Source organism: Paenibacillus vini, from assembly GCF_018403325.1.
In the GTDB taxonomy this organism is placed as follows: Bacteria; Bacillota; Bacilli; order Paenibacillales; family Paenibacillaceae; genus Fontibacillus; species Fontibacillus vini.
On record NZ_BOSL01000003.1, the window covers coordinates 167,657 to 184,005 of the forward strand.

A 16,349-nucleotide genomic window follows, 5' to 3' on the forward strand; every position below is an offset into this window, starting at 1 on the left:
TAGTTCATGTATGGATCGCAAGCGACGACAACAGGCCCGAGGGCTGGAAGGAAGCGTGACGACATGAACAAAGAAACCGGAAGATCAGCGGCGAACCAGGAGGCGGAAATGCCACCGGTACAGCCGGATTCGGAAAAAAAGACCGCGGCGGTAACTGAAGCCATTCAACAGCTGGGACAAACCGCCGTGCCTACCCCTGGCGAATCAAATGTGTACTGTTTGACGATCATTGGTCAGATCGAAGGACATCTCGTGCTTCCTCCACAAAATAAAACGACGAAATACGAGCATTTGATTCCCCAACTCGTGGCCGCGGAGCAAAATCCGCGGATTGAAGGTCTGCTGATTATTTTGAATACGGTGGGAGGGGACGTGGAAGCGGGCCTCGCCATCGCGGAAATGATAGCTTCATTGTCCAAGCCGACCGTTACGGTTGTCATTGGAGGAGGGCATAGCATCGGTGTGCCCATTGCCGTAGCCTCGGACTTTTCCTTTATTGCCGAAAGCGCGACGATGACAATTCACCCGATCCGGATGACCGGACTTGTCATCGGAGTTCCGCAAACCTTTGAATACATCGAAAAGATGCAGGAGCGGGTCGTCCGCTTCGTTACTGCGCATTCACGGATTCCTGAGGATACCTTTAAAGAGCTGATGTTCAAAACGGGAGAATTAAATCGGGATATCGGTACGGCTGTTGGCGGCAATGATGCGGTCAAATACGGATTGATTGACGGTATTGGCGGTATCGGCGAAGGGTTGAGTAAATTGAATACCCTGATCGAATCGCGGAGGAATGTACAGCCTGCAGGAGGGATTACGCAATGACCCACTATACGATCATACCCGAAGAGGCTTATTGGGAACAGCCGGAAATTAACGATATGTACAATGAGATCGAGGTTGGCGGAATATTGATGCAGGTACGTATGGAGCCGGGAAACCGTGCCACCATTGTTCGTCTTCTCCGATGCGGTTTAGATGATTATTTAAACCCGGCTTACGCTCCGGGAAGTCAAATTGCTTTTTTGCCCGTTCCGTTAAGATAGCGGGAACATATGTATGGTACCCTCCAGTGATTATGGTATAATATTCATCTGGGGGGTGTTCCTGTTTGGCACGCAAACGTAAGAAGAAAAAGGCAGCTCTTGGAAGTATGCTCAAATATGAAATTTATGGGATCATCCTGATCACTTTATCCATCATTGCCTTGTCCGGGGAGGCAGCCGTCGGCAGAACGCTCTCGAAAATGTCGGCGCTCATTCTTGGCAAGTTTTATTTCGTGATTCCTTTAATCGGCATTTTTGTCGGACTGGCTGTGATGATCAGACGGAAATGGCCAACGAAGTGGACAACGCGCCGCAGCGGATTTTTACTTGCTGTCCTCGCTTTTGTATTGATGAGTACGATTTCGGCAATGGGGCAAAAATTGTCTCCTGTCGTCTCATTAACCTTCGGCAATATCATGGGCCAAATTCATCGTGATCTTCAAGGGGCCTTGTTTCATCCTGCATCGGCGGATTCCGGATTCAGTTTGCTGAACTTGAATATTAGCGGCGGGTACATAGGCGGTCTGGAATTTGCGCTGCTCTATTCGCTATTCGGGATGGCAGGGGCAAAACTGATTATGATCGTCATGCTTGCAATCAGCTTTATGCTGGTTACCGGTTTATCATATGTGGAAATGGTCCGGCTGCTTCGTTCCAGAATGGGCGGTTTCGGAGAGCTTCTCGGCAAAAAAATCCGCATGCTCCGTCCTGTGCCCGTGACGAACAAAGCGAAGAAGACATCGAAACCAGTCATCACCGTCCCGCAAGAAGTGGAGGAAGAGGAGGAAGAATTGTCGCCTCCGGTTCCGTCATCCAAGCAGAAACAGAAGCCGGTATTTTTTCAGCTCTTCGGTTTCAAGGAGAAACCGGTCGAAGCTCATGAGACTGAGCAAAATCCCGCTTTTGAGGACGAGGATTCGGCTGAAAATCAAGATATTAACTGGAATGAACTGGAGTATCGAGGTTTTACCGGGAATGAATCTGCGGATGATGATCGTCCGATTCCAGGAGCGGCCGTTGAACGTTCATCTGTTGAAACGGGTCCGATTATCCGGGACTTTTTTGATCATATTCAGCGCGAAGGCCAACCCGGTTTGGATGAACCCGAATCGGAAGAACTGCAAGATGCAGTGTTTGAAGGTAATCCGGCTGCGGAGATGGAAGCTCTGTCCGGTGATCTTGAACCGGTAGCCGCGGACGGCTTATTGTCCGCCGAAGGGCAGGAGACAGGCCCGGAAGCGGGAGCGGATAGTCTAGAAGGTGCGGCGGATGATATAATCATTGCCCCTCCGCCCAAACCGGCTCCCAAGCCGTACAAGCTGCCGTCATTCCGGCTGTTATCCAAACCTGGAGGCGGGGCGAAATCCGGCGATCAGGCTGATTATATGCAGACAGCCCGCAAGCTGGAAGCTACGCTGGAGAGCTTCGGCGTTCGTGCGCGCGTGCTTGAAGTCGTACGAGGACCAGCAGTGACGCGCTATGAAATCCAGCCCGATATCGGGGTCAAAGTAAGCCGGATCGTCAACCTTACCGATGACATTGCCCTGGCGCTGGCAGCTAAAGACATCCGGATGGAAGCGCCGATCCCGGGCAAATCGGCGATCGGCATTGAGGTGCCGAACAATGAGGTATCGCTGGTAACCATGCGGGAAGTGATGGAGACGCCGACCTTTGTGGATGCGGAATCCAAGCTGTCCATCGCATTTGGCCGCGATATTTCCGGACAAACGATCGTCGGCAATCTGGCGAAAATGCCCCATCTGCTCGTAGCAGGTGCTACGGGCTCCGGGAAGTCCGTATGTATCAACGGGATCATAACGAGCATTTTGTATAAGGCGAAGCCGGATGAAGTTAAATTTATGATGGTCGATCCCAAAATGGTCGAACTCAACGTATATAACGGAATTCCGCATCTTCTGACACCTGTGGTGACCGATCCGCGCCGGGCTTCACTTGCCCTCAAGAAGATCGTCGTGGAAATGGAGAAACGGTATGAGCTGTTCTCCAAGTCCGGTGCCCGCAATATTGAGGGTTACAACTTAATGATGAAAGAGAATCCGGACGCGGTGCTGCCATATATCGTCGTTATCGTGGACGAGCTTGCCGACCTGATGATGGTCGCAGCAAACGATGTGGAGGACGCGATCGCACGTCTGGCCCAGATGGCCCGGGCGGCAGGGATCCATCTGATCATCGCGACCCAGCGTCCGTCCGTCGACGTTATTACCGGGGTTATCAAGGCAAACATTCCGTCACGGATCGCCTTCGGCGTATCCTCACAGGTGGATTCCCGTACCATACTCGATATGGCCGGCGCGGAGAAGCTGCTCGGACGGGGCGATATGTTGTTCATGCCGATGGGCGCTTCCAAACCGGTCCGAGTGCAGGGTGCATTTATGAGTGATCAGGAAGTGGAAGCAATTGTAAACTATGTACGCGGACAAGGACAGGCCGAATATGATGAAAGCCTTGTTCCGGAGATCGAGGAAGACACATCCGGACAGGAGGAAGTGCTGGACGAATTGTACGACCAAGCCGTACAAATCGTGCTGGAGGCTAAACAGGCTTCCGTATCGCTGCTACAGCGGCGGATGCGCGTCGGGTATACCCGAGCGGCCCGTTTAATCGATTCTATGGAGGCCAGAGGCATTGTAGGGCCTTATGAAGGCAGCAAGCCGAGGGAAGTATTGATGAGTATGGATCAGTACAAAGTCGGTAAAATTTCGTCCTGATCGACAATGAAATAGTCAGGATATCAAGCCCCGCCGTTATAACGGCGGGGTTTTTTGCATGGATTTTAACCGGCTGCAGCAGCTCGCCAATTCCGGCAATTCTGTGTGGTGAATAGGAAGGGTCTGGGCTTGTCATAATAATGTCATCCAACTATGTTAATCCACAATAGAAAGGTAGAGCTAAACGTTATGAAAAATATGAAGATATGGTTTGCCGCAGGTTTAGTGCTGCTTTTGTTCGGAATCTTTTACGGATACAGCTATCTGCGTCAATCAAACGATGTAGAACTGAAGCAAGTGACGCCCAAGCATGCCGTTCCTGTTTTTAGCGAACAGGTCATCGACTACGGTGCGTTTGGCAAAGACGTTTATGAGCTGCAGGGGCGCCTGGCGTTTCTAGGGTTTTATCATGGTAAGCTGGACAGCCAGTTCGGTCCAAAAACAAAGGAATCGCTCAAATGGTTCCAATCGGAATTCGGAATGAAGGTTGACGGCTTGGCCGGTCCCAAAACAAAGTTGAAGCTATATAATGCGACAAAAGCTTGGAAGCCCGGCATGGAGTATGCCAACCAGGGCCAGGGGCAAGGACAAGGGCAAGCTGGTCAGGCAAATGGTCAAGCAGGCAAAGAAACGGCACAAACCGAAAATGAGAAGCCTAAAGCCGAAAACACGGATTTGTCTCCGTCAAACGGTATGGGGCTCTCGGAGAATGATCTGAAAATCATGGCCAACGCGGTTTATGGTGAATCCCGGGGCGAACCCTTTGAAGGTCAAGTAGCTGTAGCTGCCGTCATTTTAAATCGGGTGAAGTCGCCGAGTTTTCCGAACACGGCTTCCGGCGTAATTTTTCAGCCTGGCGCGTTTACTGCGGTAGCGGATGGACAAATCTGGCTGGAACCGAATGAGAATGCCCGAAAAGCGGTACAGCAGGCTTTAAACGGATGGGATCCTACCGGAGGATGTCTGTATTATTTTAATCCGGAAACAGCGACCTCCAAATGGATTTGGACTCGGCCTCAAGTTAAAACGATAGGAAAACACATATTCTGCATGTAAATTTTACGCATGGAAAAGAAGCAGCCGCTTGATCCGCCAGGTTGCTTCTTTCCTTTGAATTGGTATAGAATGGAACTGAATTTTGTTATCGCAGCGCGCACCAATAGTCTCTCGTAAAGGAGTTTTGGTCTTGAACAAGACGATTTTCGAACGCGGCAGCGCGGGTCATATTCGGATCCATGTTCTGCCTACGACCCGCTTCAAGACGTTTGCCGTTTCCCTGTATGCGGGCATCCCGCTGGACAGCAAGACGGTAACAACGACGGCATTAACCCCTTTTGTCCTAAGAAGGGGCACGGCCTCTTATCCGGAAACGATTCAGTTCCGGGAGCAGCTTGAGCGTCTTTATGGCGCAGGCTTCGGTTTTGATGTGTATAAACGTGGAAATTATCAAATCGTGCAATTTAGAATGGATACCATTAACGATTCATTTGTGCAGAGCGATGAGTCGCTGCTGGCAAAGTCTTTCGCTTTTCTCGGTGAAGTCGTCACCAAGCCGGTTTTGGAGAACGGGGCTTTCCGGCCTTCCTATGTAGCTTCCGAACGGGAAAATGTCCGCCAGAAGCTGGAGAGCATCATCAATGATAAAATCCGGTACGCAGCGGAACGTTGCATCGAGGAGATGTTCAAAGATGATCCTTACCGTCTGCATCCGCTCGGACAACGCAGCGATCTGGACGGCATAACGCCGGATTCGCTATACGCCGCTTACCGGAATTGGCTGGAGCAGGCCAGCCTGGATCTGTATGTAGTCGGGGATACTTCCCTTTCGGAGGTGCAGGAGCTTGTAGAGAAGATGTTCGATCTTAAGCGCTCCTCTACGCCAGAGTATGCTCCAGAGCACAGCGAAGTTGTCTCCAAAGAAGTACGGACCATCAAAGAAAGCCTGGACGTCAATCAGGGCAAGCTAAACCTCGGTCTTCGCACGCCGATTACTTACGGGGACGAACGATATGCCTCCGCCTTGCTTTACAGTGGAATTCTGGGCAGCTATCCGCATTCCAAGCTGTTTATGAATGTACGCGAGAAAGAAAGCCTGGCCTATTATGCGGCTTCCCGTTATGACGGCCATAAAGGTCTGATGACGATTCAGTCGGGCATCGAGATTGAGAACTACGAGAAGGCGCTTACCATTATTCAGGCCCAGCTTGCGAGTATGCGTGCCGGAGAAATCTCTGAACTTGAAATAAGCCAGACCAAGGCGATGATCCGCAACAGTCTGCTTGAAATGCAGGATTCGGCCTTTGAAATGATCGCTTACGACTTTAACCGGGTACTTTCCGGGAAAGACCGCCCGGCGGAACTGCTGTTAAGCCAAGTGGAGCAGGTGGGCACGAAAGACGTGGTCGATGCGGCCGAAACGTTCCAGCTTGACACCATTTACTTTTTAACAGGGCAAAAGGAGGGATGACCGGTGGAAGCGATCACTTATGACAGATTACAGGAAACGTTGTACCGCGAAACGATGGATAACGGGCTGCAGGTGTACGTTCTGCCCAAGCCGGGATTCCAGAAAACCTACGCTACCTTTTCGACGAAATACGGTTCTATCGACAATCATTTCCGGGTAGCCGGAGAAGACGAGGTTTCTGTACCAGACGGAATCGCCCATTTCCTTGAGCACAAAATGTTCGAGGAGCCGGAAGGCGACATTTTTGCCAAGTTCGCTTCCCAAGGGGCTTCCGCCAACGCTTTTACTAGCTTTGATCAGACGGTTTATTTATTCTCGGCCACCGAGAATATCAAGGAAAACCTGGAAACGTTGATTAACTTTGTGCAGCATCCTTATTTCACGGATCAGAATGTGGAAAAAGAAAAGGGAATTATCGGCCAGGAAATCGGCATGTACCGCGACAATCCGGATTGGAGAGTTTATTTCGGCCTGATTGAAGCGATGTATGGCGTCCACCCGGTACATATCGATATTGCCGGTACGGTGGAGTCGATCGGGACGATTACGAAGGAAACGCTGTATACCTGCTATAACGCATTTTACCATCCAAGCAATATGCTGCTGTTTATCGTCGGAGGCGTGAATGCCGAGGAAGTATTCCAACTGGTTAGGGAAAACCAGGCCACCAAGGAATATAAGCCGCAAGGCGTCATCGACCGCCTGTTTGACGAAGAACCGCTTGCCGTTAATGAAAAACGCCGCGAATCCAAGCTGCCTGTGTCACTCCCTAAATGCCTGTTCGGCTTTAAGGAAACCAAGCTGGGATTTGAAGGCGAGGAACTGCTGCGGCGCGATCTTGCAACCAAGCTGGCGCTGGACTTGTTGCTCGGTTCAAGCACCCGGCTGTACCAGAAGCTGTATGATCTTGATTTGATATCCGACAGCTTCTCTCACGAGTACAACAGCAACCCGAATTATGCCTTTTCCGCGATCGGCGGGGACACGAAGGACCCGGAACGTCTGATGCAGGTTATCACCGAGGAAATCAAGAGCGTGACGGCCGCCGGGTTCCGCGAAGAGGATTTCGAACGTGCCCGCAAGAAGAAGATTGGCGGCTATTTAAGAATGCTTAACTCTCCGGAAAATATCGCTCATGAGTTCACCCGCTACCGCTTCCGCGGCGGGGATTTGTTTCAGGTGCTTCCCGTCTATGAGTCATTGACGCTGGAAGAGGTAAACACTCGATTGCGTGAGCATATCGATTGGGAACAGCTGTCCGTCTCGCTGGTGGTGAGTCCGTAAGATGGTATCAAATCATGGGATAGAGAAGAACATCGGTGAGATGACCGTATTGGTCACCGGCGCCAGCAGGGGAATCGGAGCGCAAATTGCGCTCCGATTCGCGTCGGTCGGTATGAATGTTGTGATCCACTACATGAACTCGCATGAGGCGGCTAACGAGGTCGCCCGCAAGTGCATGGAAGAGGGAGCTAAGGTGTACACGGTTTCGGCCGATTTACGGAGCAAGGAACAAATTCTCCGGATGAAGGATAAATTGGAGAGTCATGGGTTAAGGCCTGATATTGTCGTTAATAACGCCGGCATATCCCATTACGGACTGCTTTCCGATGTGGATGAAGCGGAATGGGACGACGTGATGGACGTAAATCTGAAGAGCGTATTCCTGTGCAGCCAGGCTTTTATGCCATACATGATTTCTCAGCGGTTCGGGCGGATCATTAACGTGTCCTCGGTATGGGGGATTTCAGGCGGTTCTTGCGAGGTTGTTTATTCTGCAGCCAAGGGAGGCGTAAATGCCTTCACGAAGGCGTTGGCCAAAGAATTGGCGCCTTCGGGCGTTACAGTGAATGCCGTTGCTCCCGGCGCGGTAAAGACGGAAATGATGGCCCGTTTTGACGAAGATGAACTGAAGCAGCTGGAGGAAGAAATTCCCGCCGGAAGACTGGCTTCTCCGCAGGAAATTTCTTCGCTCGTCTATTTTCTTGCGTTGCCGGAGTCGGGATATATTACCGGACAAATAATTAGTCCCAACGGTGGCTGGGTAACTTAAAGGAATTCGTGTTGACGGAATTACCCAGACCGTCTGAGCGAATAAAGACACGGTAATCATCGCATATTACAACTGTTGATTTTAAATCGCCAATCGAAGGAGGATTTATAAATGTCAACAGTACTCAAAAATTTCGATAACTGGAAAAAGTTTCTCGGTGACCGCGTCAAACACGCGGAAAATACGGGCATGAGCGAGGAAGCTATCGCTAATCTCGCTTATGAAATCGGCGGGTTTCTTGACGACAAGGTGGATCCTCAAAACGAGTCCAACCGCGCACTGAAGGAAATTTGGGACGTGGGCAGTGAAGAGGAACGCCGAACCATAGCCAGACTGATGGTTAAGCTGGCCAAGAAAAACGCATAGTCCGGTCAGAAAAGCTCCCTTACAGGGGGCTTTTCTCCAATCTAAATACCGCGGCTTGCCTTTCAATTCTATTTTATATATCATAAAACACGTATTCATATTCTGTTCGCATTTTTTGGCCATTGATCCGGCAGCTGACTTTTCATGAACTGTGCAGGAAATCGGGCCGATTTTGTCGAATAGTGTAGAGGACTTAGAGAAGGTGTATGGATGGAGTCGAAACAATGGTATTTGGAATATAAAATACATAAAAACCGTCCCGGTTTGCTGGGGGATATTGCCTCTACGCTCGGGATGCTTGAAGTTAATATTTTGACGATTAACGGAGTGGAGGGGGAAACCCGCGGTCTGCTTCTGGAAAGCGATGATGACGACAAAATCGCTCTGATTGACCGGACTCTCCGCAAGGTCGACAGCATTACGGTTACCGCCCTGCGAAGCCCCCGGTTGGTCGATCTTTTGGCCGTGCGGCACGGCCGTTACATCGTTAGGGACTCCGACGACCACAAAACATTCCGTTTTACCCGGGATGAGCTTGGGTTGCTTGTTGATTTTTTGGGTGAAGTATTAAAAAGGGACGGTCACCAGGTCATCGGCCTCAGGGGAATGCCCCGCGTGGGTAAGACGGAGTCCATTATCGCAGGGAGCGTCTGCGCGATGAAGCGATGGACCTTCGTATCCTCGACGCTGCTCAGGCAGACGGTGCGCAGTCAACTGTCCGAGGACGAAATGAACCCGAATAACGTGTTTATCATCGACGGGATCGTGAGCACGCTTCGTTCCAATGAAAAGCACTTCCAACTGATTCGTGACTTGATGAAAATGCCTTCGACAATCGTTATTGAGCATCCGGATGTTTTTATCAAGGAATCCGAATATAATTATGACGATTTTGACATTATTATAGAATTGCGTAACAATCCTGACGAGCAAATCGTTAATGATACGTTCACTACAAATTATTATAGCGATGAGCTATGAACTTAAATTTAAGATATGTAAATAAATCCATACATGGATTTCATGATATTTAATAATTACAGGAGGTGATGGTCGTGTCGGATTTGGGCCAGCAATTAAAGGAAGCCCGACTTGCCAGAGGCTTGTCTCTGGATGATGTTCAAGAAATGACAAAAATTCGCAAGCGGTATTTGGAAGCCATCGAGGCGGGGGATTATAAAGTTTTACCGGGAAGTTTCTACGTGCGGGCCTTTATTAAGACATATGCCGAAGCGGTGGGTGTGGACCCGGATGAACTGCTGAACGAACATAAGCAGCATGTTCCGGATGTGGCCCCTGAACCGACGATGGAGCCTGTACTTCAGAAGCGGCGCAGTTCCAGAACGGCGGAGAGAAATTCTAAATGGTTGTCGACGACACTGATGTGGTCGTTTGCCGTGCTGATTCTCGTAGTGATTTATATGTATTTCACGGTTTGGGGCAAAAGCGACGAGGCCAAGGACAACCAGCCTGATCAAACACCGGTGACGGACACCAGATCGGAAGGAAACGGCGGGACCGGAAACACGGGACAGAACGGGACTAATGCGGGTACAGGCAATGAGGGTACTGCCGGAAACGGTACTGCGGGCAATAACGGTACCAATGGAACCGATAACGGCAGCAACGGTACGGAAGGTAACGGTAGTACGAATACAGGTACTGACACCGGTACGGATACCGGCGTAGGGACTGTGGTTGTCGCTCCCGACGGGAAGGAAGGAAGCACGACCAAATTTCTGGTTCAATCAGCCGGAAGCCAGCCTGTCCAGGTAGTGATCAATGCTACGGGCAAAAGCTGGGTAGAAGTCCGCAAAGGCGACAAGGGCGGAGAAAAACTGTATTTCGACAATACCACCGAGGGTGAGGTTCTCACCTATGAACTGGGACCGGAAGGCTTGTTCATTAAGTCGGGTGCGTCTTCGAATACGACGATTACCGTCGGAGACCAAGTGGTCACGGACGGGAAGAACACTTCCAAAATCCAGTTAAACCTGGGCAGTGCCGACGCAGGATCGGCTAATGGAAGCAATGGATTGGATAACAGCACAACCGATGGAACCAGCAGTGACGGTAGTGCAAATAACGCCGAATAATACGGGCGTCTTTGACCGGATAACGGTCAGGGACGTCCTTTATTTTTTATTGGGAAAGCGCGTCGACTCGACTTTGCGAAATCTTTTACATATAATTATGATATGTGTTGAATAAGGTGACTTTTTGAACTACCTCTATTGGAAAGGAATGTGAATGATGGCTTCTGAAAGTTCTTTTGACATCGTATCGAAAATGGACATGCAGGAATTGACCAACGCGATCGACCAGACCGAGCGGGAAATTGCCAACCGGTTTGATTTTAAAGGCAGCAAAAGCGAGTTGAAGGTCGAAAAGGATGTGCTGGTGATCCTGTCCGATGACGAGTACAAGCTGAATGCGGTAATCGATATTTTACAGTCGAAAATGATCAAGCGCGGTTTGCCGATCAAAAACCTGGACTACGGAAAGGTTGAGCCGGCTTCGCTCGGCACGGTCCGTCAACGGATCAACCTGAAACAGGGAATCGATCAGGAGAACGCTAAGAAGATTAACGTGCTGATCCGGGACTCCAAGCTGAAAGTGAAGAGCCAGATCCAAGGCGATCAAATCCGCGTCACCGGCAAGAGCAGGGACGACCTGCAGCAGATTATTCAAATGCTCCGTAAAGCGGATCTTACCGTTGATTTGCAATTTACGAATATGAAATAAGCAAGCATCCGGTCTCTCGCTGTGCCAGTGGCTCCGCGCGGGGCTCTTTTTTTCAATGAACATCGATTTTTGGTTGTTATATGTGGTTTTGACAGTATTGTTTCGGAAATATTATACTTAATTAGGTTTTTAAAATGGGAGCATGGCTTATAGCAATGGGGGATCGAATTCATGACAGAAATAGTGAAAGTCGTTACACTCGGGGCTTCGACTGGGGATAGGCCGATTCAAGTCAGAAACCCGATGTTTAATTATGAAGAGGGCTCGCCGCTCTTTCGGAGTACCGTCCGGTATTCGACCTACATAAAATATGATGAGGAAGAGGCCGAGGAACGGCGTGCCGGCACGTTGATAAAGATTCAGCGTTCTTCCGCTAAAGATAACGGAAACAAGCATAGCAGGCAGGGTGTTGATAATCATGCGGCGGTCGGCAGTTTAGCCGGTATGAGGGATCTGGTCAAAGTCCGCATTACACCAGCTTGCGAGTATGATCTGTCAGGGGAGGCAATCCTATGAATCTGCCCAATCGCATCACGTTAGCCCGTATATTTATGATTCCGCTGATGCTTGTATTTTTGCTGTTGGATTTGGAATGGTGGTCATATGGGCTGACGCTGGGAAATTATTCGCTTCCCGTAAATCAGTTGATCGGCGCTGTTTTGTTTATTGTGGCGGCAAGTACGGACGGGATTGACGGGTACATCGCCCGCAAGCATAATCTCGTTACGAATCTGGGCAAACTGCTCGATCCTTTGGCGGATAAGCTGTTAGTTGCTGCCGTACTCATTGCGCTTGTCGCAATGGGGAAATGCGACGCCTGGATTGCGGTCATTATCATCAGCCGGGAGTTTGCCGTGACCGGCTTGCGCGAAGTGGCGCTGCTTGAAGGCTCGGTGATCGCCGCCAGCAAATGGGGTAAGGCAAAAACCATTACGCAAATTATCGCGATCTCAGCGCTTTTGCTGAACAATTTCCCGTTCGAATGGATACACTTCCCTTTTGATCAAATCGCAATTTGGCTGGCTGCTCTTATTACGATTTACTCGGGAATTGACTATTTCGTAAAAAATAAGAACGTGCTTAACTTTTCAAAAATGTAATACGAACGCTATCCTCCGGAAGGAGACATGACCAGTGAAGGCAGAAATCATCGCAGTCGGTACCGAGCTGCTGCTCGGCCAAATCGTAAACACAAACGCACAATATTTGTCTCAGGAACTAGCTTCCATTGGGATTGACGTCTATTTTCAAACCGTGGTTGGCGATAATGTAGAACGCTTATCACAGGCCATCAAACTCGGCTCCGAGCGGGCTGATCTGCTCATATTCACCGGCGGACTAGGTCCGACTCAGGATGATCTGACCAAAGACGCCGTGGCTGCGGTGCTTGGAAGATCGCTTCATATCGACCGGATGGCTATGGACAATATCGACCGGTTTTTCCAGGGACGCGGCGTTCCGATGACGGAAAACAACCGCCGGCAGGCTCTTGCTATTGACGGTGGGACTCCTTTGCCTAACGAGACCGGACTTGCGGTTGGCAATGCCGTCGCCGAGAACGGAAAGTTTTATATTTTGCTTCCGGGACCGCCTTCCGAGCTGAAGCCGATGTTTGAACAGCAGGCCAAGCCGTGGATTTTGCAGCATGTTTTGACGCAGGAGGAGCCGCTTTATTCCAAAATGCTTAAGTTCGCCGGCATCGGGGAGTCCGGGCTTGAGACCCGTCTGCTTGACCTTGTAGAAAATCAATCCGATCCGACGCTTGCCCCTTACGCTAAGGAAAGCGAAGTAACGATCCGGATCTCGACCAAGGCAAAGACACAAAGCGAGGCTATGGAGAAGCTGGATAAGCTGAAAGAAGAAATCGCTTCGCGCCTGTCGGATCACCTCTATGCCGAAGAGGATGTCCCTATCGAGAAAACGATCGTCGATATGATGACAGAGCGGGGACTTACCGTCAGCGCGGCGGAGAGCTGCACAGGGGGGCTGCTGATGCAGTCGATTACAAGCATACCCGGCAGTGCAACTGTGTTTCTCGGCGGAATCGTCTGCTATTCCAATGCGATGAAGGAGAAGCTGCTGAACGTGCCTCATGATTTGCTGGAGGGCGAGGATGCCCCGGGTGCGGTCAGTGCGGAAACGGCCAAGGTGCTGGCCGAGCAGGTTCGCATGATTGTAGATACGGATTTCGGCTTGTCGATTACCGGGGTGGCCGGTCCAGGCTATTCTGAGCGCAAGCCGGTCGGCCTTGTATACATCGGGATCTCTCGCCGCGGCGGCGACACTGCCGTGTTCGAATTGAATTTGAAAGGGAACCGGGATACGATCCGCATTCGTTCTGCGAAAACGGTGTTGTATCACCTCTGGAAGCAGCTTAAAACGGAAGCCGCCGAAGCCTAGAGGCGTGCCCTTGCCAGTTCTGCGGCAGCGGAGTATAATTGAACACAGCGGAAGAACCGCAGCAAACTGAATTGTTTTGCTGTGGTTCTTTTTTTTGTTGTTAGACGGAATTAAGTGGGAAAGGAGGATTTTTCAGGCTCAAAAAAATTACGAATGTATGTTCGAAAAAATGCTTGGCAAACGTTCCAAAACAAGGTACAATTATAAATGTAGTAATCATGTATCCAATCATATTTAAGGATGTGAGCTGATTGTCAGATCGTAAAGCTGCGCTGGAAATGGCGCTTCGTCAAATAGAAAAACAATTCGGTAAAGGTTCGATCATGAAGCTGGGAGAATCCACGCATATGCAAGTGGAGATCGTTCCCAGCGGATCGTTGGCACTAGATATCGCACTCGGTACCGGGGGACTTCCCCGCGGCCGGATCATTGAAGTATACGGACCGGAATCTTCCGGTAAAACAACGGTAGCGCTGCATGCCATCGCTGAAGTTCAGAAGATCGGTGGACAAGCCGCATTTATTGATGCGGAGCATGCGCTGGATCCTTCCTATGCAAGCAAGCTGGGCGTAAACATCGACGAACTGTTGCTGTCTCAGCCGGACACCGGCGAACAGGCTCTGGAAATCGCCGAAGCCCTCGTACGCAGTGGCGCGGTGGATGTCATCGTTATCGACTCCGTAGCAGCTTTGGTTCCAAAAGCGGAAATCGAAGGCGAGATGGGGGATTCCCACGTCGGTCTCCAAGCCCGTCTCATGTCCCAGGCTCTGCGTAAATTGTCTGGTGCCATCAGTAAATCCAAGACGATTGCCATCTTTATTAACCAATTGCGTGAGAAAGTCGGCGTTATGTTCGGTAATCCCGAGACTACTCCAGGCGGTCGTGCCTTGAAGTTCTATTCTACGGTTCGTCTTGACGTCCGTCGTGTAGAAACGATCAAGATGGGGAATGATATGGTAGGTAACCGGACCCGGATTAAGGTCGTCAAGAATAAGGTTGCGCCTCCATTTAAACAGGCGGAAATCGATATTATGTATGGTGAGGGTATCTCCAGAGAAGGCAGTATTATCGATATTGGCGCTGAGAAAGATATCGTGGATAAGAGCGGTGCCTGGTATTCCTATGCAGGGGAACGTCTGGGACAAGGACGCGAGAATGCGAAGCAGTATCTTAAAGAGCACAAGGAAATTGCGAATGCGATTGAACAGAAGATTCGTGAAGCCAGCAACTTGACGACTTCGGTGCCTGCTGCTTCAGCTAGCGAACTTGAAGCTGAGTCACAAGAAGAACAGGCGCTTTTCGAAGAAGAATAAACCGATGCTGACGAAGCGCTCTGTGGCCCGGGGGATCCCGGAACAGAGCGCTTTTTTGATATAATCGAGATTATATGAAATGACAAAGGAGCGGAAGAAAGGTGGATCAACGATATGGAAGCCGCGGTAGTCGGCCGAAAGGACAACAGGGACGGAAGGATGAACCGGGCGAGATCGTGGACATTTCGGACGAAAGTTTTTGGGAGATGACCCGCGGCACTGCCGGGGGTAATTCTTCGAACGAACTGGCGGAGGAAGGGGGCGGCGACGGGATTGACGCTTTTCCCGAGGACATCGAACTGGCCATTACCTCCGTATCGTTGCTGAAGCGTCCGAAGTTCCGGTATCGTATTTCGTTCGGGTCTTACTCATTGGAAGTTCACGAAGACGTCATGATCAAGTACAGAATGATCAAGGGCGCTGTATTTACCAAGAGCGAGTTGGAAGAGATTGTTTTTGCCGATGAACGGCAGCAGGCCTATGCCGATGCCTTGCACTATTTAAGCCGCAAGCCTCGCACAGCCTACGAGATTACTATGCGTCTCGGTGAAAAAGGATGGGGCGAGGAGACGGCGGCCGAGGTTGTTCGCAGGTTGACGGAAGATGGTCTGGTCAATGACGCCGCATACGCTCAGGAATGGGCCGGCCAGCGCGTTCGGGGCCGGGGGAAGGGTAAGTTATGGGTGCGTCATGAACTCCGCCAGAAAGGGGTTCCAAAGCCGTTAATCGAGGAGGCCCTTCAAACCGTCAGCGAAGATGATGAATTTGAAAGCGCCATGGAGCTGGCAGCCAAGAAGTGGCGTACTTCGACAGGAGAACCGGCTGACCGGAAACGCAAGACAGGGTCTTTTTTAATGCGGAGAGGATACTCCGGATCCCTGGTTTCCAGAGTCATTCGCGAGTTGGGGCGGGAAGACGGATTCAGCGATGAAGAAGAGTGGGAGAATGATTAGTTTGGCAAAACGGACATTGCTTGTCATTTGCTTGACAATTTCTTTCATCAAATAATAAAATGAACATGAATCTATTTTTACTTGGGCCCTTTTTTTCCTTCCAAAATTATGGGCTCTGTGAGGATTCTCTATTTTGTAAATCATGAAGGCCAAATTTTCCGTTTGTGGCTGGAGGAAACTTTGCATCACTCACACATGGAAAGCCTTGCCTTAAACGGCCTGTAATGAATTCTTTGTATGATGATGAATGAGAAAATTTACAACTGCAAAC

At 50.3% G+C, this 16,349-nt stretch carries 16 protein-coding genes; all 16 read left to right on the forward strand.

Annotated features, from left to right (window positions below; translation table 11 throughout):
- Positions 1 to 63 precede the first annotated feature (63 nt).
- The 16 genes from KJS57_RS06550 to KJS57_RS06625 all read left to right on the forward strand — a co-directional run bounded on the left by KJS57_RS06550 (position 64) and on the right by KJS57_RS06625 (position 16,078).
- On the forward strand, positions 64 to 828 hold the full coding sequence (locus tag KJS57_RS06550) for a ClpP family protease (protein ID WP_373316805.1): 765 nt from the start codon (positions 64 to 66) through the stop codon (positions 826 to 828).
- On the forward strand, positions 825 to 1,049 hold the full coding sequence (locus KJS57_RS06555; protein ID WP_211021408.1) for a YlzJ-like family protein: 225 nt from the start codon (positions 825 to 827) through the stop codon (positions 1,047 to 1,049). The genes KJS57_RS06550 and KJS57_RS06555 overlap by 4 nt, the downstream gene beginning before the upstream one ends.
- A gap of 65 nt (positions 1,050 to 1,114) precedes the next feature.
- On the forward strand, positions 1,115 to 3,781 hold the full coding sequence (locus KJS57_RS06560; protein ID WP_244861425.1) for an FtsK/SpoIIIE family DNA translocase: 2,667 nt from the start codon (positions 1,115 to 1,117) through the stop codon (positions 3,779 to 3,781).
- A gap of 189 nt (positions 3,782 to 3,970) precedes the next feature.
- Positions 3,971 to 4,837, forward strand: coding sequence for a spore cortex-lytic enzyme (gene sleB, locus KJS57_RS06565; RefSeq protein ID WP_213654156.1), 867 nt, complete (start codon positions 3,971 to 3,973; stop codon positions 4,835 to 4,837).
- Between the two features lie 130 nt (positions 4,838 to 4,967).
- Positions 4,968 to 6,248, forward strand: coding sequence for an EF-P 5-aminopentanol modification-associated protein YfmF (gene yfmF / locus KJS57_RS06570; protein WP_213654157.1), 1,281 nt, complete (start codon positions 4,968 to 4,970; stop codon positions 6,246 to 6,248).
- 3 nt (positions 6,249 to 6,251) lie between these two features.
- A complete protein-coding gene (yfmH, locus tag KJS57_RS06575; RefSeq protein WP_211021411.1) occupies positions 6,252 to 7,532 on the forward strand; it encodes an EF-P 5-aminopentanol modification-associated protein YfmH in 1,281 nt (426 codons plus the stop codon).
- A gap of 1 nt (position 7,533) precedes the next feature.
- Positions 7,534 to 8,301, forward strand: coding sequence for an elongation factor P 5-aminopentanone reductase (gene ymfI, locus KJS57_RS06580; RefSeq protein WP_211021412.1), 768 nt, complete (start codon positions 7,534 to 7,536; stop codon positions 8,299 to 8,301).
- Positions 8,302 to 8,412: 111 nt separating this feature from the next.
- Positions 8,413 to 8,667: a DUF3243 domain-containing protein gene (locus tag KJS57_RS06585; RefSeq protein ID WP_211021413.1), complete on the forward strand. Its 255-nt coding sequence runs from the start codon at positions 8,413 to 8,415 to the stop codon at positions 8,665 to 8,667.
- 210 nt (positions 8,668 to 8,877) lie between these two features.
- Positions 8,878 to 9,648, forward strand: coding sequence for a DUF3388 domain-containing protein (locus KJS57_RS06590; protein ID WP_213654158.1), 771 nt, complete (start codon positions 8,878 to 8,880; stop codon positions 9,646 to 9,648).
- A gap of 74 nt (positions 9,649 to 9,722) precedes the next feature.
- Entirely contained in the window at positions 9,723 to 10,763 is a 1,041-nt protein-coding gene (locus tag KJS57_RS06595) for a helix-turn-helix domain-containing protein (protein WP_213654159.1), read from the forward strand.
- A 157-nt stretch (positions 10,764 to 10,920) separates the two neighbouring features.
- A complete protein-coding gene (locus KJS57_RS06600) occupies positions 10,921 to 11,412 on the forward strand; it encodes a YajQ family cyclic di-GMP-binding protein (protein WP_211021416.1) in 492 nt (163 codons plus the stop codon).
- A gap of 171 nt (positions 11,413 to 11,583) precedes the next feature.
- Positions 11,584 to 11,928 carry a hypothetical protein gene (locus tag KJS57_RS06605; RefSeq protein WP_213654160.1) on the forward strand — a complete coding sequence of 115 codons (345 nt, stop codon included), beginning with the start codon at positions 11,584 to 11,586 and terminating at the stop codon, positions 11,926 to 11,928.
- Positions 11,925 to 12,512: a CDP-diacylglycerol--glycerol-3-phosphate 3-phosphatidyltransferase gene (gene pgsA, locus KJS57_RS06610; RefSeq protein WP_213654161.1), complete on the forward strand. Its 588-nt coding sequence runs from the start codon at positions 11,925 to 11,927 to the stop codon at positions 12,510 to 12,512. The genes KJS57_RS06605 and pgsA overlap by 4 nt, the downstream gene beginning before the upstream one ends.
- A 34-nt stretch (positions 12,513 to 12,546) precedes the next feature.
- Positions 12,547 to 13,812 carry a competence/damage-inducible protein A gene (locus KJS57_RS06615; protein ID WP_213654162.1) on the forward strand — a complete coding sequence of 422 codons (1,266 nt, stop codon included), beginning with the start codon at positions 12,547 to 12,549 and terminating at the stop codon, positions 13,810 to 13,812.
- A gap of 251 nt (positions 13,813 to 14,063) precedes the next feature.
- Positions 14,064 to 15,125: a recombinase RecA gene (recA, locus tag KJS57_RS06620; RefSeq protein WP_211021420.1), complete on the forward strand. Its 1,062-nt coding sequence runs from the start codon at positions 14,064 to 14,066 to the stop codon at positions 15,123 to 15,125.
- Between the two features lie 101 nt (positions 15,126 to 15,226).
- The gene (locus KJS57_RS06625; protein WP_244861426.1) at positions 15,227 to 16,078 is read left to right on the forward strand and encodes a regulatory protein RecX; all 852 of its coding nucleotides are present in this window, start codon (positions 15,227 to 15,229) and stop codon (positions 16,076 to 16,078) included.
- Positions 16,079 to 16,349: the final 271 nt, after the last annotated feature.